The following is a 20,926-nucleotide window of genomic DNA, read 5'->3' as shown; positions in this document are numbered from 1 at the left end:
AAGTTAATCAATCAGCAATTGCTACACTTTCCTGATCCGGTGAGATCTCTGGGAAAGTTTGAATAAATGCTTTTAAATTTTGTCCATAAACAAAGGCAACCTGTTGATCTGGAAGGTGTGCCCCCAACATCAATCCAAAAACTTTTGCCACGTTCTGGGTATGTCCAGCAGCCGGTTTACAATACAGGTAGTGATGCTGCTCTACCGGGCTTTGTGCAAAAAACTGTTCCAGCTTTTTGACCGCCTTGATATCGGTCGCATCCTCGACCACCAGTACAAAAGGTTGTTCATCTTGATATTGTGGTAAATCATGTATTTCTAGCTCTTTGAATATTTGATCTAAATTATTTTGATGAGCGACCAGCTTTAAGCTTTTTAAAGGCTGTTGTTGCATCAGCTGCACTTCGGGATGCGCCAGACAACTGCTACCGACAAACTCGGCAGGTGTATAGGCACTCATTCCCCACACCTTTTCATCCACGATTTCCTGATCAATTTCTGAGTCTGCAGCAATAATCAAGGAAATTTCATGCGCCTGTTTCTGGATGCGCTCCACTAACTCGACCATCTGCTGCTCTGTCGATGCGGCACTGATAAAATGATATTCAATATGGAATTTTTGTGGAATGATGCCCAGATCATAAAAAATACGCTGCAGCATTTCATTACTACTTTGGTCATTCCAGGTATGTACCACATCCTCAGACAGCAAAATATGTAAATTTAACTTATCTAAACGATAGACCTGCTCGATCTGCAGCTCTTCACTTTGTTCTTCCCCGGAAAATCCGGGATCAATCCATGCAGGATGCATCCGGTATTCATGCAAGTTCTGACTTTCGTAAAACAGGCTGGAGCGCTTTAAATGATCAGAGATGGAAACGAGTACATCATGGTGCTGTTCGATCTGATGTCGAATCAATGCCATGATGCGTTGTTGGCGAATAGCTAAAAACTGTGACTCATCCTCGTCATCCGGACCCAACAGCTGATCCAGCTCCTCAATACGATAGGATAAAATCGGTAATCCCTGAAAGCTCAATAAATGCGGATCCAGTTTCGGGCTGGCAAACTCTTTAATCCCCGTCAGGATCGCATCATTTTCACCCAATGCATTATAGACCGCAGCAGAATACAGATTAACATTCAACCATTTACTTGCCTGAGCAATCGGCGCTTGCTCATCTTCTGCCTGATGATTATTTTGCTCAGCGGCCAAAGCCTGTTCTTTTCTCTCTTTATATGTTTGATAGCCCTTATAGATGAGCCAGGGCGAAAGTAAAATAAAGGTAATGACAACAGGCAGAATCAGGAAGTAATTAATCAGGTCTGCAGATTCAGGTAAATATTGCGTATCTCTCCAATAGAAGATCACAATCAGTGCCACCAGAATAAAACAGGTAATTAACGTCGCCAGGATTTTCTTGATCATTATGCGGCTCCTAAAAGCGCATAACGCGTTTCACTGTTATGTTGTAATTGTTCTGACGGCATTAAAAATGCACCTTGTCCCAAGCCCATTGCATGCGATGAATCCAGCGAAATCGGGCGAATTTCATTTTTGTCGAGAATCAAGCGCACATCAATAAACAAGGTCGGACTGCACCAGGTCTGAATCAGATCTTTTAATTTTTTATTCAGCGGCTGATTCGGTAAAAAAGCCAGATACTGTTCGCGGTTTAATGGGCCAATTTGAATTTCTATTTTTCCGTCAATCTGCTCAACAGTATCTCCGCAGAAGGTATTAATGCCCAGTAAACTTGGGTGACTGCCGCCCAAAGTGGTTTTCTGTTCATCGCCCAACTGGAATTTCTCTTTAACAAACTCCTGAATCTGTACCTGAGTATCAAACACCCGTCCTAAGATGGTTTTCAAGGCATGGGCAGTATTATTCTGTCCCTGCATCAAACCAGAAAATTCGGCAAAATATTCATCCAGATCATGCTGCTGATGCTGGGAGCGAATATAACCATTTAAGGCATGTAAAATATCGAGATAATGATTCTTTTGTTCAATCTCATAACGTACCGGTAAATTATAGGCAATACTGGCATCGACATATTTGGTCGTGAGTTTATGATTAAACAATCCCAGAAAGGCTTTGATTTCGAGACGTTGCTGGCGGGAACTCTGCTTGAGTTTATTGGTATAGGTATAAGGCAGTGCACCCTGGGTACCGGTTAAACCGACCACCAGATTGGTCAAATGAATCCGCTGATCTTGATAACTTAGTTCCTCAATTTCAGTGGCAGGGAAACTTAAACTAAATGAGGTTCCAAATTTGAAATCATCTGACCAGTCCTGCTGACGGGATGGTGCAGGTAAATGCCGTAATAACCGTGTCGACTGAATAAACTCAAATGAGCCGGCTTTTTTAAAAATCTGGTCGACTACAGAAGAGTCTTGCCACCAACGTTCTGCACGCATTGGTATATCTCCTGCTGATTAAGACTGTCTTTTACGACCACATCGACAAAACTGTTAATCTGAACTTTCAAATTAAACACATGGCTGAGCAGCTGACTGAAAATATATAAACTATGCCCTCTAAACACACTCTTGTTGACTGCAAGTTCAGCTTTCACCCCTCGAATGAACATCGGGAAAGGCTTGGAATTAACCAGTTTATTGGTGGTTGAAAAGCTCAATTGCTTGAGTGCATCAATCAATAAGATATTTTCTTTTGAGTGCGGCAAATTATATAAAGCCAACAGCTCTTTCACATGACTCAGGGCATCCCCTTTCATCAAGGCCAGCGTATTCAATGAAAGATGAGAAATAATCCGCCACTGCTCATTTTTATTCTTATCAAAATAGAAAGGCGAAGTCGGACGTTTTAAAATTAATGCACGTCGTGCCAGGCTGCTGTCATTCAGGTTCAGGATATTATTACTTTGACTTAATGCTTCATGCGGCAAGTCGCCATTTGAGCAGAGTAAACGGGTACTAATAAAATCCGATTTAATTTCATAAGGTTTCAAATGTTTTGAAACGATTGAATAGCCCATTTGCGTGGTTTTATTTTGTGCGGGTACATAATTCAGCGAATAAAAGAACTGTACTTTATCATTATGATAATGACTCATTGCAAAAAACGGCAATACCGGCAGATGGGTCTGTTCCTGATTGGTTTTTTCCCGCACCATATTCATTTCAATCACCGAATAAACCTGATAAAGCTCGGGATGATGTGCATCGGTGATGAGTGGATATTGTAATTGGGTATGAGAAATTTTCTGCGGCTCGGCCTGTTTTTCAAACAGATTGATTGCAGGTGTGGTAAACAACTTAAAGTTTGCGACATTCAGCTCGGAATAATTCCGTACCACCGCCTGATCGTTTAAATTGAGCTTGAGATGGATCAGGATTTCAAACTGATTCTGCTGACCCAGCAAGCCTTTTAAGCGACTTAAATCCAGATTGAGATAGTTAAATTTTTCAGGAAAACAGAAATACTCCATCAATAAACGATAAGCATGATGGGTATGCTGATCAATCGGTAACAGGCTTTCCTGCTCGGTAAACCCCATCACCTCAAACGGATTGCTGATTTCTACCACGCGCGGCCCGACACGGAGCGCAAAGCCGGTATCTTTACGGAAAATACTGTCCAGCACCTGTAATGGAAAGTTTGAAATCGCATCCAGATAAATCGACAGTTTCTCATCCAGCATCCACTTTTGCGCCTCATTAAAAATTTCAAATTTCAGGCTTAAAGTCGCATTTTGGTTCAAATGCATATGAATACTGGGTGAGGTTTGAAACTCTAGCTGCGTCAATGAAATCGGCAATAAGCGAACTTCATTGGTGGTATTAAACTCGCATTGCACGCCTTTAAAGCTACGCGATTTCAAGGCTGTTTTTTGTGGAATGACATGTGCTGCCGTGAGCTGTTTCAGTTTATTAATATCTTCAAAGCTGACCACTGTACAGGCAGGGAAATGACGTAAATATTGAGGAAACATCACCTCAAACAGTGAGTGGGTAAATACGTCGTAACTATCTTCTAGTTTTTTATCAATACGCGCAGCGATCAGGGAAAAAGCCTGGATTAACCGTTCTATATGCGGATCATCAATCTGTTCCTGATTTAAGGAAAGACGCTGCGCAATTTTGGGATACTTCTGCGCGAACTCTCTGGACTGTTGACCGAATTCTTGTAGTTGTTTTTCATAATACGGTAAAAGTTGCTCTATCACAGTTCGCTCACACTAGGTTCTGGCAGAAATAACATATTGTTGTGTTGTCGGTTTGAGTAAAGCGTCAAAAAACACAGGCTCATATAAAGGATGGATATTTAAGTAAGCTTGAATACTCAAACACAGTGAACCCATATTGTGACCATCTAATAGCATCTCGACTTTTATCTGTCTCAATCTTGGCTCATGTGCAGCAATTGACTGCTCGATTGACTGGCAAATTTTATCCCGATCCAGCGGGTTGGCGGTTGACAGGCCAACGAAGTCAATAATTCCAAACTGCAAGATCGATTTCTTGGCGAGTGGATATTCATCCATATCACGATCAAATTGTGCAATCCGACTATTGAGCAAGTCTTCCAGATCCCGAGCAACAGACTCTCGTAATTGCTGAATCGACATGCCTCTTAAATAATCTTCCTGCTCAGGCACCAGACGATCAAATAAAGTTGACCGGAAGCCGTATGGATATAAATGATCTAAATTCATTTTTAAGAAAAAATCTTGGAAAAATAGAGGCTAATAGGCAACTATTAACCTCTACTAGAACATCACGGTTTCTATTACGCAGCGTATGACGCTGTGTTGTTAGAAAGTGACCATTTCTTCGTAACAGCACCTTTCGCAGTACCGTTAATGTCTTGTTGGTTATATGTCCACTCAACAGCAGCATATTTCAAACCAAATGTTTCAGTAGGAACGCCTTCCTCATTGACAGTTGGCGTTACGCTTGAAACAAGAACGTGTTTCAATTTGATTTGTAAGTACTTGATACGCTTGTCACCATTTGCACGGTAGTAATCGATTTGTACTTCATCAAAAGTGTAACCCGCAGAACATGCTTCCCAAAGTTTTGGACTAGTTGCATCCAAATCTTTAACGAAAATCATGTCTGAGTGTTCAACACGTTCAGCAGTGTGACCACCAACGCTACTAGAAGTCGCAGATTTTGGTTGACGAATGTTATGAGACCAAGAGTTAACTTCAAGCCAACCTTTGTGTTCAGAATCGCGAGATTCTCCGTCTACCTTGTACTTGCCACGAAACTCAACATATATATCTTTCATTTAAACATTACCTCTATTTTATTTAAAGTTATTATCTAGCTGATCTCATTGTTAATTTGAGGACTGAGGTAGTTCAGTCACGAGTCGTAAAGAAACAGACAACTCATCCAGCTGGAAATGTGGTCTTAAGAAAACCACAGACTTGTAGTGACCCGGCTGAGCTGGATCTTCTACAACTTTTACAGATGCCTCACGAAGCGGATATTGTGCTTTTGCTTCCTGAGATGCACCATCATCTAGCAAGACATATTGAGATAGCCATTCATTTAAGAAGGCTTCAACATTGCCTGCAGATGCAAAACTTCCAACTTTGTCACGCATCATTGCTTTTAAGTAATGCGCAATACGTGATACTGCCATGATGTACTGGATCTGGCTCGAAAGTGCAGAGTTGGCATTGGCCGTATCGCTGTCATATTTCTTCGGCTTTTGCGTCGATTGCGCACCAAAGAAAGCAGCATAGTCTGTATTTTTACAGTGAACGAGCGGGATGAAACCAAGATCACTCAGTTCTTTCTCACGACGGTCTGTAATGGCAATTTCAGTTGGGCATTTAAATACCACTTCGCCATCTGAAGTCTTGAAGGTATGTACTGGCAAGCCTTCAACCAGACCACCACCCTCTACCCCACGAATCGCCGCACACCAGCCATGCATATCAAATGCATTGGTTAAACGGGTACCGAAGGCATAGGCCGCATTCATCCATAAATAATCATCATGGTTTTCACCAGAGACATCTTCGATGAAGTTGAAACCTTCAGTCGCAGTTCCCTCTTTTGGATGATATGGCAGACGACCCAACACGTGAGGCATGGTCAATGCAACATAACGTGAGTCTTCGCTGTCACGGAAAGAACGCCATTGCACGTATTCGGCTGTTTCAAAGATTTTTGAAACATCGCGTGGACGATCAATATCTGTAAATGATTCAAGGCCTAAAATACTTGGGCTTGCCGCTGAAACAAAAGGTGCATGAGCCGCAGCAGCCACATGAGAGATCTGTTCCAGTAAATACATATCTGACGGTGTACGATCAAACTCGAAATCACCAATCAGGGCCGCATACGGTGCACCACCGAATGAGCCATATTCTTCTTCGTAAATCTTTTTGAACAATGTGCTTTGATCGAAATCAGTTGCACCCTGAAAGTCTTTCACCAACTCTTTTTTGGTCGTATTCAACATACGAATCTTGATCATCGAGTTAGAAGGTGTTTCTTGGCAGAAATAGTAAAGACCACGCCAGGTCGATTCAATTTTCTGGAATTGCTCATGGTGCATAATTTCACTCAATTGATTTGAAATTAATGCATCAATCTCGGCAATACGCTTATCAATCGACAAGGTCATATTTTCAGAAACCGTAATGGTTCCGGCCATCACTTCTTTTGCCAACTCACCAATCAGGCTTTTTGCACGAACATGCTCATCATCATTACGTGCAATACGGCTTTGCTCAACGATGGAGTCAAGCAGGTTCGCTGATTCAGCTTCTACACTTGCAGCAGTAGCTGCCTGTAAATTACTCATTGTCAGCCTCCGCACTTAATTGACGAACCTGATCGGTATTTTTCAATACTTCATCCAACAAGTCTTCCAGACGTTCACTATTGGAAATCTTGTTGCGCAAATCCGTTAAACGCTCACGCGCCGCAACCAGTTTGCGTAATGGATCAACCTGCTGTACCACCTGCTCTGGGCGGAAATCTTCCATCGAGTTAAACGTTAGGTCAACAGACATGCGACCACCCTCTTCAGTCAAGGTATTCTCAACCTGGAAGGCTGCACGTGGTGCCAATGATTCCATGACTTCATCAATGTTATCGAGGTCTACATTGATGAATTTCTTATCTTTTAATTTGGTTTTCTCTAACTCGGATGCAGCAGAGAAATCACCCATGACGCCGACAACAAAAGGCAATTCTTTTGACTCTTTACCGTCACCAACTTCAACATCATATGTCAGCTGTACACGAGGAGGACGTATGCGTTGCAGTTTCTTCTGTACGCTTTCTCTCTTTGCCATAACTTTCTCCCCTTGCTTATTATTTCAACGAATCAAAAGGATTCGAGCCTGTCTTTTGAACAGTATTTGGTTGTTTAGTCGCTGGTGCTGCTGCAGCTGCTGGTCGCTTAGGTGCAGCAGTACGAGTTACATTATTACGTGCTGGTTGGGTTGTAGGTGCTTTTCTGTTCGTTGTACGTCGAGTATTTGTATTCGACATAGTATTTCGAACTTCTTTCTTTAAAGATTCGTCAGTAATGGCTTTGCTGGTTGAGGTATCAGGTGCGGGCACTGCTGCACGGATATTGTCACTCAACTGCTTTGCAGGTGGGTACGTCAACTCATTGCTTAAATAACGCATTTCACTTGAGCGCATGTGCTGAAGCGATTGATTCGCCAGCTCAACACTAGCCAAGAAAGCAACATCGGTTAACGCTACACCACGGACATTCTGCTCTTGTAATTGTGTCGCCAGTTTTAAGGCATTCATCGGCTGTTTAATTTCATACATGCGCATTGCAGCTTGAGCTAACAGGTCATTGACACGCGAAGCATTATCTTTATCACAAACCTGTTGATAAATTCCCAATAGCGTTTGATCCGTCTGGCCTGCCACCAACGGATTCTGTTTAATACATTTGCTTTTTAATTTAATTGGTTTCGCAGCCTGCTCTTCAGCATAAACTGAATTGCCGATTAAACCAGTCGCTATACAAAGAATTGATATTACAATACCTTTTTTCAAAATATGCCTCGTCATTATTTAACTTATAATTGAAGAGCTGACAATTATTGTTAAAAAACCCTCTTACTCGTCAATTTTTGTACATTTACATCATTTCCGCGAATTTAACAAAAAAAACACACACAAAGTCAATACCAGTTACGTTTATTAACATTATTAAAGTTCCATGACAGACATTCCTGTAAAAAAAAACTTAAATAACGTGCATTTTTTGTTTAAAAGTGACATTTTTTGTTGTAGAATAATCTGTATACTCGTGTAGAGTTTAGTTAAGTTTTTGATTTTATTCAAAAAATATTTTTAAGAGAAAACAACCATATCAAGTTAATACGTACCGAATAGAACTTGGTATTTAAAAATTACTGTGAGTATTAAATGAGTAACTTAAAGGTTTTAATTACAAAACTATCACCTCCTACTCGTACTGCATTAGAAAAGTCAGCAAATTACTGTATTAACCAATTAAATTATGAGATTGAGATTGAACACTTGCTGGTTGAGTTATTAAATCAAAATCCTGCCAATGATTTACACATTTTACTAAAAAAAAATAATATCTCTGCTGAAGCCTTAATTAATGATTTAAAAGAAACTATAGGTTCTTTACCGAAAGGCAATACCCGTACCCCTATTTTTGCCAAATCAATTGTAAGATTATTTGAACAGGCCTGGTTGCTAGCATCTGCTGAACAAACCCCCGTGATTCGTAGCAGTCATTTACTGATTGCCCTACTCACCGCGCCAGATTTACAACAGATTGCGTTCAGGGCTTCCAGTCTATTTGAACTGTTCCCGATTGATACCATGAAACACAAGTTTCTGGATATTTGCGGCAACAGCACGGAACAACCAGCTTCCGAACCGTCTGCCGCTGCGGATCTATCCTCGGAAGAAAATCCGGCGACCACAACAAGCAGCATAAAAACCCCGGCACTTGATCAATATACGATTAACCTGACCGAGAAAGCCAAGAAAGGCGGCATTGATCCGGTCATTGGTCGAGAGTTTGAAATTCGCTTGATGCTCGATATCCTGATGCGTCGCCGTCAAAACAATCCGATTTTGACCGGTGAACCTGGCGTAGGTAAAACAGCTGTGGTAGAAGGTCTTGCGTTAAAGATTGCACAAGGTCAGGTACCAGATGCACTTAAACATGTGCATCTGCATGTATTAGACATGGGTTTGTTGCAGGCCGGTGCCAGTGTTAAAGGTGAATTCGAGAATCGTTTAAAACAGGTGATTCAGGAAGTTCAATCTTCAACACACCCGATTATCCTGTTTATTGATGAAGCACATACCCTGATCGGCGCGGGTGGTCAGGCGGGGCAAAATGACGCTGCCAACTTGCTGAAACCGGCTTTGGCACGTGGTGAACTAAGAACCATCGCCGCAACCACTTGGGCTGAATATAAACAGTACTTTGAAAAAGATGCGGCTTTAAGTCGTCGCTTTCAGGTGGTCAAGGTTGAAGAGCCGACTGAAGAAGTCGCGATTGATATGTTACGTGCCATGATTCCGGTGATGCAGAAGCATTTCAATCTGCAAATCGAAGATCAGGCCATCATTACTGCTGTTCAGGCTTCTCACCGTTATATCAGCGGGCGCCAGCTTCCAGATAAGGCCGTCAGTGTACTCGATACTGCAGCTGCTCGTGTTGCCTTAACCCAAAATGCGCAGCCGGTGGTGCTCGACCAGTTAAAAGCGCAACAGCATAACCTGAAATTAGAACAGCAGATTTTAAGCAATGAACATCAGCACTTCCCGATTCATCATGAACGTCTGGAAGAGCTCAATCAGCAACTGGCTTCTTTAGATAAAGAAATACAGGATGTTGAAGTGAAATGGCAGCAAGAACTGGATTTGGTCAAACAGATCCAGCAACTGAGCAAGCAAGATGAGAAAGAACAACATAGCACTCAGGTCGCTGCTTTAAGAGATCAACTGACTCAGTTACAAGGTCAGACCCCATTGGTCTTCGAGCGTGTCAATGCACGCATCATCAATGAGATCATTTCCGACTGGACCCGTATTCCGGTTGGCAATATGGTCAATGATGAAATCAAACAGATTCTAAGCCTTGAAGATAAGCTCGGTGAGCGCGTCATGGGACAGGATTATGCATTGAATCAATTGGTCAAAGGCATCAAGACGTCTAAAGCCAAGCTGGAAGATCCAAATAAACCGCAAGGTGTATTTATGTTGATCGGTCCAAGTGGTGTAGGTAAAACGGAAACTGCCCTTGCCTTGGCCAATGAGTTATATGGTGGCGAACAGCATCTCATTACCATTAATATGTCTGAATATCAGGAAGCGCATACGGTTTCATCCTTAAAAGGCGCGCCTCCGGGTTATGTCGGTTATGGCCAAGGCGGTGTATTAACTGAGGCGGTACGTCGTAACCCTTATAGTGTTGTGCTTCTGGACGAAATTGAAAAAGCGCATAGCGACGTTCAGGAACTGTTTTATCAGGTCTTCGACAAAGGTACCCTGGAAGATGGTGAAGGCCGTGTCATCGATTTCAAAAACACCACCATTATCCTGACCTCGAATACGGGTTCTAGCGCCATCATGCAAGCCTGCTTAAATCAGCCTGTTGAAGAGTGGCCGGATGCGGATGACTTGATCGAGCATTTAAAGCCAAGCTTGTATAAACAGTTCAAGCCCGCATTTATTGGCCGTATGCGCATTGTGCCTTACTTCCCTTTACATGATGATTTACTGGTTCGAATCATCAAACATAAGCTCGGAAAGATTGTTGCACGTATTGAAAAACAATATGCAACTCAGGTGCAATATTCAGACGATTTGATTGAACTGATTTTAAGTCGTTGTACCGAAGTGGATAGCGGCGCGCGCAATGTAGATAACATTTTAAACTCGACCGTTTTACCAGCCCTTGCGACAGAAATTCTGGTGGCTTTAGCTGAGCATAAATTGCCGAAACTGATCAATATTGATACCAAAGATGATGAAATCATCTATCAACTTGATCCTGTTGCCAAAACCACGAAAAAGCGTACCAGCAAAAAAGCGAAAGCTGAACTTTAAGATTGAGCCAACACTGTGATACATATGGATATTAACCCATTACTGAACCCGATTAATGAGCAGTCGCCTTGCGGTGAAGATTACTCTTTTTCAAATGAGTTCCATGCCATTAAAAAGGCCCGGACTCAAGATGATCTACTGCTTGATCAAGGCGATTGGGTCACAGAACCGAAACAGGCCGATTGGGACTTTGTTGCAGCCACCTCAATTGATTTACTGCAAAGCAAAAGTAAAGATATCCGTATCCTCACCTGGCTGTCTGAAGCCTGGGCCAATCTCTATGGCTTCGAAGGAATTGCCAAGAGCCTTGAACTCAGTCATCGCTTGCTTGAACAATACTGGCTGACACTGCATCCAGAAGTGGAAGATGATGATCTGGATCAACGGATTGGATTATTACAGGGCTTAATTAACCAGTTACCCCTACTGATTAAAAAAGTCCCACTGATCAATCACGCTCCTTTTTATCATTTACTCGACTATGATAATTTTCTTTACCATGAAAATATTCGTCGTAAACAGAGTGATGATTATGAAAGTACCAGCAGTACCAGTGAGCTAGAGCAGTTTGAACAAGCTTTACTGAATACAGACAAAGCTTTCCAACGTCAGAACTATCAACATTTCAGTGAGATTTTCCAACAGTGGTCGACCCTGAAAAATGTGCTGGATGGTTTACTTGGTCTGGATTCACCAAGCTTTGCCGCAATTGACTCTAGCCTCGATCATATTCATATTAGTCTGAAGAAAATTTATAAAACAGAACAGTTTGAGCAAGTAACTCAAACCGTGGCGACTGACAGTGAAACCGCTATGACCACGACACCACACAATCTGACCGCTCAGCCGACTGTAGCTCAAGCGCAACCGACCTTTCAGCCACAAGTTCAATCGCACGTTGAAAATCGTGAGCAAGCAATGCGCGTTTTACAGGAAATCGCGACTTATTTTCAGAAAAATGAACCGCATAGTCCCGTGAGCTATATGTTGCAAAAAACCATTAAGTGGAGCCAAATGCCACTACATGAATGGTTAACCCAAGTGATTAAAGATGAGCATCCGTTACAAATGCTGCAGGATACGCTCGGTGTGCAACCAAAGAATGAATACGAATAATTGTTGGTAAATCGATATGTTTAAAGCAGAGAAAATTCTTTGGGGTGAGGGCCTGTTTTTACGTCCTCAGCATTTCCAGATTCAGGACACCTACCACGAGCAACGCTTGAACCATACGGTTCGGGCGTTAATTCCGCATGCGTATGGCGTTCAAAAGCTCAAATTTGATGAAGTACAGCTTTCAACCCATATTCTGGCTTTAGAAGAGGCTGAAATCATCTGGCAGGATGGTGAAATCTACCATGCACCTGCACAGGATCTGTTACCAGAACCCTTGTTGCTGGACGATTTAAATCTGCAAGGTGAAATGATTGTTTACCTTGCCCTGCCTATTTTACAGGCGAATAAGAAAAATATTGCCGATGAAACCCGCTCGCTGTCGAGCCGTTATCATAACTATCTGTCAGAAACCCATGACCTGTTTACCGATGCCAGCCCTGCTGAGCTGAGTTTGTTGCGTCGTCGTGCTGAATTCAAACTGCTTGATCCGCATATTCAACCGACCCAGAACCTGGATGGCTTCCTGTATCTGGCGGTAGGACGATTAAAACGCCAAAGTTCGGGGACTTTCGAGCTGGATAGCAAATTCATTCCACCGATTTTACATGTGGCTGCGTCAGAATCTTTAATCAATAACTTAAAACGTACCTTGAATGTAATTAAGGCCAAGATTAAAACCATTCAAAGCAACAACCGTGAAAACGAACAGAAACTGATCGAGTTCCGTTCCGGCGATATTGTTTCATTCTGGTTGATCAATGCCTTGAATACCGCTTATGCGGGATTGAATCATTTACTGCATTATCCGCAAATTCATCCAGAACGTTTATTCTCTGAATTATTGCGTTTGACCGGTTCCCTGCTGACCTTCTCAACCGCTTATGATGTCGACCATTTACCGCATTACAAGCATCATCAGCTACAGGATAGTTTCCAGCAACTCGATGTTATTCTGAGAGATTTGCTGGATACCATTATTTCAAGCCGTTATTTCAGTATTGCCTTGAAAGAAACACGTCCATCCTACTGGGTCGGCAGCCTTGAGTCTGACAAGATTACCCGTGATACACGTCTTTATATTGCAGTTTCGAGCAGCATGATGCAAACCCATGAACTGATCCAGATCGTGCCGTTACGCTTTAAAGTGGGTAGTACCATTGACGTTGAGCAACGTGTGATTGCCGCCCTGCCTGCAGTTCCACTGCATCATTTGATGCAAGTCCCAACCGCAATTCCAGTGCGTTCCGGCGTGAGTTACTTTGAAATTGAACCGCATCATGAACTCTATCAACGTATGCTTGAGTCAGAATCCATCTGTGTCTATGTACCAGCCGGTTTCCAAGATATTAGTATTGAACTCATTGCTGTAATGAATAGTTAAGAGAATCACAATGACTCAACATCCAGCGGGTATTCCTTCTTTATTTGATGATGGCAAAATCGGTTCAGGCTTACCTAGTACTGACCAGCCACAAAATAAGGCCCAAGCAACGAATCTGATCGATCTGTTACACGATGGATTTTATTTGGTGTTCTTGCTTCGTAACCGTTATATCCCCTCAAATCCGGGTGATTTTCGTGAAAAAATTCTGGATTTACTCAACCGTTTTGAGCAACAGGCGAAGCGTTTGCAATTTTCTGCAGAGGATATTCATGACGCGAAATATGCATTTTGTGCCTTGATTGATGAAACCATTGCCACGCAGCAGGATGCAGCTTACTTTAACTTGCAAAATAGTTGGCTGATCAGCCCGTTACAATTGAGCTTATTTGGCTCGCAGTTGGCCGGTTATCGCTTTTTTGAAATTCTGGAACAGCTCCGTAGCCGCGGCAAAGAACGTCTGGCCTCGCTTGAAGTGTTTCATTACTGCTTACTGCTAGGCTTCCAAGGTAAATATCGTCTCGAATCGGTGGAAAGCCTCAATCATCTGGTGGCACGTGTCGGTGATGAAATTGATTATCTCAAAGGCAAGAAAGCCGCGTTCTCTCCGTTTGCCGCGATTCCTGACCAGATCAAGCATATTATTCATCATGAGCTGCCATTTTTCTGGATCCTGATTTTCTTATTGTTATTCGCAGCACTCGCCTTTGCAGGGTTAAAGTTTATGCTGAATAAACAAAATCATAATGCTTTAACACCTTATCAAAATGTGATTTCAGCGCCAGCGGAAGAAGCACATATTACTATCCATTTGCCTTAGTTGATTGAAGTATGAGTCAGGAAAGAACTACCTCTTTACGCATCTTACAGACAAATAAGAAAAAAACGTTATCTCCTGTGATCTATTTACTGATCGGATTTATTTCGGGGATTATTTTAACTACATTGTTTTTCTTTATGCTGTCCACCGGAACAGGATCATCCAGTGAATATGTCGAACCGACTCAGGTTGTAGAAGAAAATACCACGGTACTTCCTGGCGCCAAACAGACCACACAGGTAACTGAAGCCGCTGCTCCTGTTCAATATGAATCGACTGAGTCAGAAGAAGACAGTAACTTTACCCAGCCAGGCAGCAATGACCTGAACAAGTTCTTCCAGCGCACGCCACCACCAGCGGCTGCACCGGCCCAAGCAGCGCAACATGCCTCACCTTTTGCCAACGAACCGCATGTCAGAGCAGCTCAACCGGCAGCTCCAGCAAAAGCACCCGTTGCAAAAAGTGAAGCAGTACCAGCCAAAGTGGTTAAACCCGCTGCTCAACCCGCGAAAGCTGCACCAGTAAAAGAACCTGAAGCTGAAGCACCTGATGCGACCGTGCAGATTAAAGTCACCCAGAAGCCTTTTGCTGTCAATGAACTCAAATAACAGATGATCTGGTTTATTTTTCTCTGCTTTGTCGGGGTTACAATTGGGCTGACTTTACTGATGTCCTATGAGCTGCGGTACAAATGTACGCAGCTTTTACAATCGCTACTCCCAAGCGGGAAAAAGAAAATCGCCAATGCCATGCAATTTGCAGAGCATATGCATCAGGCAGCCTCTCCGGAAAAATTACAGTCGCATTGGCATTTGCAACAATGGTGGATCCTGATTGCAGGTTTCTTTTTATTTGCCAGTATTCTGATTTTTGCGTTTACCCGTCCGATCAGTTCTACACGTATTGAAGCTGAATATTTAAAGGAAACTGATCCCCAGGTCTATGCCCTCTTGAATGGCGAAATGCTGAGCCCTCCACCAGATGTGGACGAGACCCTGATTCAAGATGCGATTGTAGAGGCAACCCGTTTAGAACAGGCCTATCAGGCTCAACATACAGCTGATCCGAGTATCGACGCGTCACAAATTGAAGTGCCGCTGACTCATTCTCATGGCAGTCTGGATTCATCAATGGTGGATCGTAAATGGGATAAAATTAATCCACGTTATAAACAGCGTTTACTCATGGTCTTTAAAATCATGAAAGAACAGCATGGCTATGAACTGGTCTTACTCGAAGGTTATCGTAGTCCGAATCGACAAAACATGCTGGCAGGCAACCCGAATACCACGCGTGCAAAAGGCTATCAAAGTTACCACCAGTTTGGTCTGGCTGCGGATGTGGCCTTTAAGCGCAATGGTAAAGTAGTGATTAGTGAACGGGACCCGTGGGCAATGCGGGGTTATCAACTCTATGGCCAGGTTGCCGAATCGGTTGGCCTGACCTGGGGCGGTCGCTGGAAATCAATTCAGGATTATGGTCATACCGAATATCGTATGCCTGGTTTAAAGAAAACCAAGGAAATGGCAGATCAACTGATTGCTGAAGGTCAATTAACAGCGCGAACAGGTGATTCATAGTGATTAACATATCCAGACAGATTATCTACATGCCTATCTGTCTTTATTTCAAACCAAAATCACCATAAGTCTTTAATCATATGATTTAAATTATATTTTCACCAAATACCGGAATAGATACGATTCTGCTCAATTTTGCTTTGCATAGCTCATAAATATAATCTGTAACCGAAACGATTATAAAGGCGAAAATAAATGAAGCGGCGATATCAAAAGGAAAATGCACACCGACATATACTCTGGACCAGCCCACAATACCCCCCAGGAATAACCCGACAGTTGCAATTTTTTTAAAGCCAGACAACAGATAAGAAAAGGCAATCGCCGCCACGGTAAGTGTGTGCATACTCGGGAACGATGAGGTTGAACCATGCCCCACCAACGTATGTCCTAACCCCATCGCAAATGGGCGAGGATGATAATACAAAGCATGGATCACTTGGCTAAATAGCAAGGCGACCAATATGAACATTAAGGTCTTTATAAATTGCGTTCTGTATTTTTTATCCTTAAACACGACAGAAACAATCAGAAATCCGAATAAACCGCCAATCAGATTATGCGAAGCAAATATAGCGATTTTATCCAAAAATGAATTTTGAGTCGCAGCTGCATTAACCCACTGAAACAAAGCAATATTGACATCTTCAATTGACATTGCCAATCGATCCATGATGATTTGATATCGGCACAATAAAAAAAGTAGCTTAAAACAAAATTAATTTTTTCTATGAATGCACAAGTAAATCATAAATTTTATTTAAGTCTTTATTAATAAAAGACGCTTAAATTTTATCTAAATACAATTTGGAATACCTTATGAATAATCCAAAGATGATATCTGAAACGCTCAGTAAAGTACCTGAGCTGACCCTGCTCTTCTGGATTGTAAAAATTGCAGCGACGACGCTTGGAGAAACGGCTGGCGATGCTTTATCGATGTCGATGAATTTAGGTTATATCCTCAGCTCATGTATCTTTACTGTTATTTTTATTGCGCTTGTTTCATTGCAGATAAAAGCGAAACAGTATAAACCGTGGTTATATTGGGCAACCATTATTTCAACCACAACCCTAGGAACTACGATTGCCGATTTTGTCGATCGCTCCTTAGGTATCGGTTATCTTGGTGGAAGTCTCATCCTGTTCACCTTATTAATCAGCACGCTCGCTGTCTGGTACTGGCGTTGTGGAAATATTGCAGTAAACAGTGTTCAGTCCGCAAAGACCGAGGTCTTTTACTGGGTCACCATTATGTTCTCTCAAACGCTAGGGACAGCGCTTGGTGACTGGACAGCTGATACCCAAGGCCTCGGTTATACAGCGGCAGCGCTGATCTTCGGTTCATTACTGTTACTGTTGGTGGGTGGCTATTACTGGACTAAAATTTCCAAAACCTTTCTGTTCTGGTCAGCTTTTGTTTTAACCCGACCTCTCGGCGCTGTGCTGGGTGATTTTCTCGATAAGCCGCTGAACCACGGCGGTCTGGATTTAAGCCGATTCGGGGCCTCATTCGTGTTATTGACTTTTATTGTTGTTTGCCTGGTCTGTTTTAAATCAAAACCTGCCTCGACCGCGCATTAAACCATTACAGCGCCGTCTACACTAAAAAGCCATAGAAAAGGCACCAGCGCACATATTGTCTGATGCCTTTATTTATCAGATACAGAGATTTTAACACTGCCTCAGCGCTCAGATGGGATATTGTATAAAATAATACCCAGCCTCCTGTAAAATTATGGATGCGCTTGAGCAGCAAGCATCTTTCTTGGATCACTGCCCTCTGGATGTATTTTTCCGGGTAGTTTAAGAACACACCGCCCCTGCTACACTGACGAGCACTTTGCTGTCCAATGCAGCAATCGAAACAGCCATGGCATCAATCACACGACCCAGTGACGTACTTGCCGTGCTTACAATCGGTGCAATCTGGTTATTGCTGGCGCTGACAGGCTGGCTGAATGTCATGCGGCAAGCCAACTGCTGATTCTGGGTAGAGTTTTGATCGATGGTGATATTCGGATCGTTACGTTTAATAATCCATGCCACCGAAACTTCAACATTCTTGGTATTGGCAGAAGTAGTATTCACAATATCAAAATGGGAAAAGTCGGTTGCCACACGATAAGATACCTTTCCACCGATCATGCCGCTGTTATAGCGATCCACCGCACCAAGCTTTTGCTGTAAGCCTGCCGATAAATTATCTCTGAGCTCTGCCCCTAAGGTTGAGGTCCAGCGCTCATTATCCAGAATATTTGAACGGCCATTAATTTCCTGTATCACCAGCGGTGCGCGATTGATTCGATCCGGTAAGCCTACAGGCAAGACTTCAATCACCTTCACTCTGGAGCTCGGCAAAGGCGTAACTTTATTGGCCAAGGTATAATAATTCGGCGTAGGTGATCCAGAACATGCAGCAATCAATAAAGTCGCAGCAACGATGCCCGCACCACGTATCATCTTTTGAGCAGTGAATGCTTGTTTAGATAGTGTCATCATTATTTATTGCTCTCTGCTTTTTTTCCGCGAATCAGCGATTCAGGATGTTGTTCAATATAATCGGCCATTAACTGCAAAGATGCCGCTGCTCTGGTCATTTGCTGCAATGCCTTACGCACGTCCTGCTGCATTGGTGCATCACTGGATAGGATCGATTCACTGGATTGCATGGTTTTACGCACATCATTCAGGGTGGCCTGTAAACCAGGGGCCACTTTGCCATCCAGCTGTTTTACCAGTTTGTCAGTTGATTCGATGGTGGTATTCATATTGTTTAAGGTTTTACGCACATCCTGACCAATCTCTTCAAGCGGGAACTTACTCACCTTATCGGCAATCTGTGACACTTGTGCCTGTAATCCACTCAGCTCTGTCGCAGTGGTTGGCACCTCGGCCCGCCCATCTGGACGCATGATCAAAGCAGCAGGCTTGGCTTTTGGAAATTTATCAAATGCAATATAGTTTTGACCCGTTAACAGATTGCCGGTACGCATTTGAGCACGCCAGCCTTTTGCAATGAATTTCCTGAAAATTTCGCCATCCGGATCAAGTTCTTTACCATGCGCCAAACGTGATGGATAAATCACCGCATCCACGCGCATACGCAACTGGGTATAATTCTGGTCAAACTCTACATTGATGGCTTTGACATTGCCTATTTCAATCCCCATGAAATCAATCGGCGCATCAGCACTTAAGCCGCGTAGCGAGTGATCAAAATACATGATAATCGGGCGAGGTTTACCATCCGGTTCTTTCATCGCCTCTTTTCGGGAGTCAGACAAACTAAAATAGCTGTGATTCGGCGCAATCGCACCGGTAGAGTTCTCTGGATAGCCAAATGCAATACCGCCCGCCACAATGCTGGCAAGAGATTGCGTGTCTAAATTAAAGCCTGAAGCATTCAGGGTGACATCCACCCCACTGGCTTGCCAGAACCGTGCATCGGTGGTCACGAACTTATCGTAAGGTGATTGAATAAATGTTTGCAGTTCTACGCTTTTGCCATCATTCGCCAGCTTATATGCGGTAATTTGCCCGACATTAATTCTGCGGTAGTAAATCGGCACCCCAATATCCAGTGAACCTAAATCCTGTGCTTTTAAGAAAAAGACTTTTCCGGGAATATCTGAGGACACTACTGGAGGCACCTCAAGTCCGATAAAATTTTCCTGCTTTTCTTCTGCCTTGCCGCCATCCACACCAATATAGGCACCCGAAAGCAAGGTATCAATGCCGGAAATTCCACCTGTGCCAATACGCGGTCGTACCACCCAGAAACGTGAATCTTTGGCCGCAAAATTACTGGCATCTTTGCGCAGCTCAATTTTGGCAATGACATGGGAACGATCATCAGACAAATCAATCTGGCGCACCAGACCAATATCCACCTGTTTATAGCGCACCGTGGTTTTTCCAGCGACTAAACCTTCAGCTGTACGAAATGACACCTGAATGGTTGGGCCAGTATCCAGCACCGCTTTGGCAGCAAGTGAAAGCGCGATTAACAGGGCGATAAAAGGAACCAGCCAGATCAGCGCAGGTCTCCAGCGGCCTTTCTTTTTTTCAGGTTCCGCGAGAACCGGATCCTGCTGAGTTAACTCGGTCAGGTTCTCTTCAGAATCTTGGCTATTGTGTGTATTTTCTGACATAGTGATCGTTCTTTTATGGGTCAAAAACAGGGTTTTACAGTTTTAACTTTTCAGTTGATGAAGCGTGCTTGTTTTTAAATGCTCAGCCTGTGGATCATGCACCGCATTTGCCTTGAAATAATTATCCCAGATAATCCGCGGATCGAAACTCATGGAAGCAAACATGGTGAGTACCACCACCGCCCCAAAAGCCACAGCACCCGGCCCAGCCAGAATGGTGGCAAGCGACTGAATCTGGATCAAGGCAGTCAATAATGCCACCACAAATACATCAATCATGGACCAGCGTCCAATAAACTCAACAATCCGGTACAGCAATGCGCAATGTTCAGGTGAAAAATGCAGTTTTGCCGAAGACTGCATAGAGACGGCAACCAGTAAAAAAACCAGAATCAGTAATTTTAAAATCGGGATAAAGATACTGGCCATAAAAATGACCACAGACACCAGATAATCGCCATTTTGCCAAAAGTAAATGACCCCACTGATAATGGTGTCTTGCTGGCGACCCAATAATGAATCTGTGACGGTCATCGGCATTACATTGGCTGGAATATATAAAATAGCAGCTGCGATCACCAAAGCGAAGGTACGATTTAAACTTTGTGGCTTACGTACATGCAAGCGACTATTACATCTGCAACAATGTAGATGATCTTGTGCCACCTGTTTATTCGCAGCAGCGTTGAGTAATCCACAGCAATGGCACTGGATCAAGCCAACATCTTTTGCCCTGAGATAGTTTTTAACTTTTAAATCAGCGGCAGCAAGATGAGGCGCCATCATTCCAATTTCATCTTCGTTGTTG

The 20,926-nt window shown here is 43.1% G+C and carries 19 protein-coding genes; 7 read left to right on the top strand and 12 right to left on the bottom strand.

The genetic code is table 11. The features are described 5' to 3' along the window. Positions 1–7: 7 nt before the first annotated feature. The 8 genes from J699_RS11270 to J699_RS11305 all read right to left on the bottom strand — a co-directional run bounded on the left by J699_RS11270 (position 8) and on the right by J699_RS11305 (position 8,019). Positions 8–1,432 carry a hypothetical protein gene (locus tag J699_RS11270; RefSeq protein WP_032867606.1) on the bottom strand — a complete coding sequence of 475 codons (1,425 nt, stop codon included), beginning with the start codon at positions 1,430–1,432 and terminating at the stop codon, positions 8–10. Next, positions 1,432–2,427 carry a type VI secretion system baseplate subunit TssG gene (gene tssG, locus J699_RS11275; RefSeq protein ID WP_032867608.1) on the bottom strand — a complete coding sequence of 332 codons (996 nt, stop codon included), beginning with the start codon at positions 2,425–2,427 and terminating at the stop codon, positions 1,432–1,434. The genes J699_RS11270 and tssG overlap by 1 nt, the downstream gene beginning before the upstream one ends. Next, entirely contained in the window at positions 2,391–4,199 is a 1,809-nt protein-coding gene (gene tssF, locus J699_RS11280) for a type VI secretion system baseplate subunit TssF (protein WP_032867610.1), read from the bottom strand. Before tssF ends, tssG begins: the two co-directional genes overlap by 37 nt. 12 nt (positions 4,200–4,211) lie before the next feature. Next, positions 4,212–4,688 (bottom strand): type VI secretion system baseplate subunit TssE, encoded by a 477-nt coding sequence (gene tssE / locus J699_RS11285; RefSeq protein ID WP_004771197.1) that lies wholly within the window; start codon positions 4,686–4,688, stop codon positions 4,212–4,214. Positions 4,689–4,762: 74 nt separating this feature from the next. Beyond that, positions 4,763–5,266, bottom strand: a complete 504-nt coding sequence (locus J699_RS11290; RefSeq protein WP_004654761.1) for an Hcp family type VI secretion system effector — start codon at positions 5,264–5,266, stop codon at positions 4,763–4,765. 51 nt (positions 5,267–5,317) lie between these two features. Next, positions 5,318–6,799 (bottom strand): type VI secretion system contractile sheath large subunit, encoded by a 1,482-nt coding sequence (gene tssC / locus J699_RS11295; protein ID WP_005229258.1) that lies wholly within the window; start codon positions 6,797–6,799, stop codon positions 5,318–5,320. Beyond that, positions 6,792–7,295, bottom strand: a complete 504-nt coding sequence (tssB, locus tag J699_RS11300; RefSeq protein WP_005229256.1) for a type VI secretion system contractile sheath small subunit — start codon at positions 7,293–7,295, stop codon at positions 6,792–6,794. Before tssB ends, tssC begins: the two co-directional genes overlap by 8 nt. A gap of 19 nt (positions 7,296–7,314) precedes the next feature. Next, entirely contained in the window at positions 7,315–8,019 is a 705-nt protein-coding gene (locus J699_RS11305) for a hypothetical protein (protein WP_032867612.1), read from the bottom strand. A gap of 375 nt (positions 8,020–8,394) precedes the next feature. Between J699_RS11305 and tssH the strand changes: the two genes are divergently transcribed. Genes tssH through J699_RS11335 form a run of 6 tightly spaced genes read left to right on the top strand, consistent with a single transcriptional unit; the run spans position 8,395 to position 15,964 of the window. Further along, positions 8,395–11,067, top strand: coding sequence for a type VI secretion system ATPase TssH (tssH, locus tag J699_RS11310; RefSeq protein ID WP_032882795.1), 2,673 nt, complete (start codon positions 8,395–8,397; stop codon positions 11,065–11,067). 24 nt (positions 11,068–11,091) lie between these two features. After that, positions 11,092–12,183 carry a type VI secretion system protein TssA gene (gene tssA, locus J699_RS11315; protein ID WP_416202132.1) on the top strand — a complete coding sequence of 364 codons (1,092 nt, stop codon included), beginning with the start codon at positions 11,092–11,094 and terminating at the stop codon, positions 12,181–12,183. A gap of 16 nt (positions 12,184–12,199) precedes the next feature. Continuing rightward, the gene (gene tssK, locus J699_RS11320) at positions 12,200–13,564 is read left to right on the top strand and encodes a type VI secretion system baseplate subunit TssK (RefSeq protein WP_005229252.1); all 1,365 of its coding nucleotides are present in this window, start codon (positions 12,200–12,202) and stop codon (positions 13,562–13,564) included. 10 nt (positions 13,565–13,574) lie between these two features. Further along, positions 13,575–14,384, top strand: coding sequence for a type IVB secretion system protein IcmH/DotU (gene icmH / locus J699_RS11325; protein WP_005284332.1), 810 nt, complete (start codon positions 13,575–13,577; stop codon positions 14,382–14,384). 11 nt (positions 14,385–14,395) lie between these two features. After that, entirely contained in the window at positions 14,396–14,992 is a 597-nt protein-coding gene (locus J699_RS11330) for a hypothetical protein (RefSeq protein ID WP_032867620.1), read from the top strand. Between the two features lie 3 nt (positions 14,993–14,995). Next, positions 14,996–15,964, top strand: a complete 969-nt coding sequence (locus J699_RS11335; RefSeq protein ID WP_165569294.1) for a M15 family metallopeptidase — start codon at positions 14,996–14,998, stop codon at positions 15,962–15,964. An 85-nt stretch (positions 15,965–16,049) separates the two neighbouring features. On the opposite strand, the gene J699_RS11340 is transcribed toward J699_RS11335, so the two are convergent. Then, positions 16,050–16,622: an undecaprenyl-diphosphatase gene (locus J699_RS11340; protein WP_032867622.1), complete on the bottom strand. Its 573-nt coding sequence runs from the start codon at positions 16,620–16,622 to the stop codon at positions 16,050–16,052. Between the two features lie 161 nt (positions 16,623–16,783). Between J699_RS11340 and J699_RS11345 the strand changes: the two genes are divergently transcribed. Continuing rightward, entirely contained in the window at positions 16,784–17,548 is a 765-nt protein-coding gene (locus tag J699_RS11345; protein ID WP_032867625.1) for a membrane protein, read from the top strand. Between the two features lie 222 nt (positions 17,549–17,770). Here the strand turns inward: J699_RS11345 and J699_RS11350 are convergent, their stop codons facing one another. From J699_RS11350 to J699_RS11360, 3 genes are read right to left on the bottom strand one after another with little or no spacing between them, the layout of a single operon-like run. After that, on the bottom strand, positions 17,771–18,466 hold the full coding sequence (locus J699_RS11350) for a PqiC family protein (RefSeq protein WP_032867627.1): 696 nt from the start codon (positions 18,464–18,466) through the stop codon (positions 17,771–17,773). Beyond that, positions 18,466–20,124, bottom strand: coding sequence for an intermembrane transport protein PqiB (locus J699_RS11355; protein WP_376746141.1), 1,659 nt, complete (start codon positions 20,122–20,124; stop codon positions 18,466–18,468). Before J699_RS11355 ends, J699_RS11350 begins: the two co-directional genes overlap by 1 nt. A gap of 36 nt (positions 20,125–20,160) precedes the next feature. Then, the gene (locus J699_RS11360; RefSeq protein ID WP_416202134.1) at positions 20,161–20,904 is read right to left on the bottom strand and encodes a paraquat-inducible protein A; all 744 of its coding nucleotides are present in this window, start codon (positions 20,902–20,904) and stop codon (positions 20,161–20,163) included. Positions 20,905–20,926 lie beyond the last annotated feature (22 nt).

The organism is Acinetobacter sp. 1000160, assembly GCF_000588715.1.
GTDB lineage: Bacteria > Pseudomonadota > Gammaproteobacteria > Pseudomonadales > Moraxellaceae > Acinetobacter > Acinetobacter courvalinii.
Note: the sequence above shows the minus strand (reverse complement) of the source record. Positions and strands in the feature narration are given on the sequence as shown.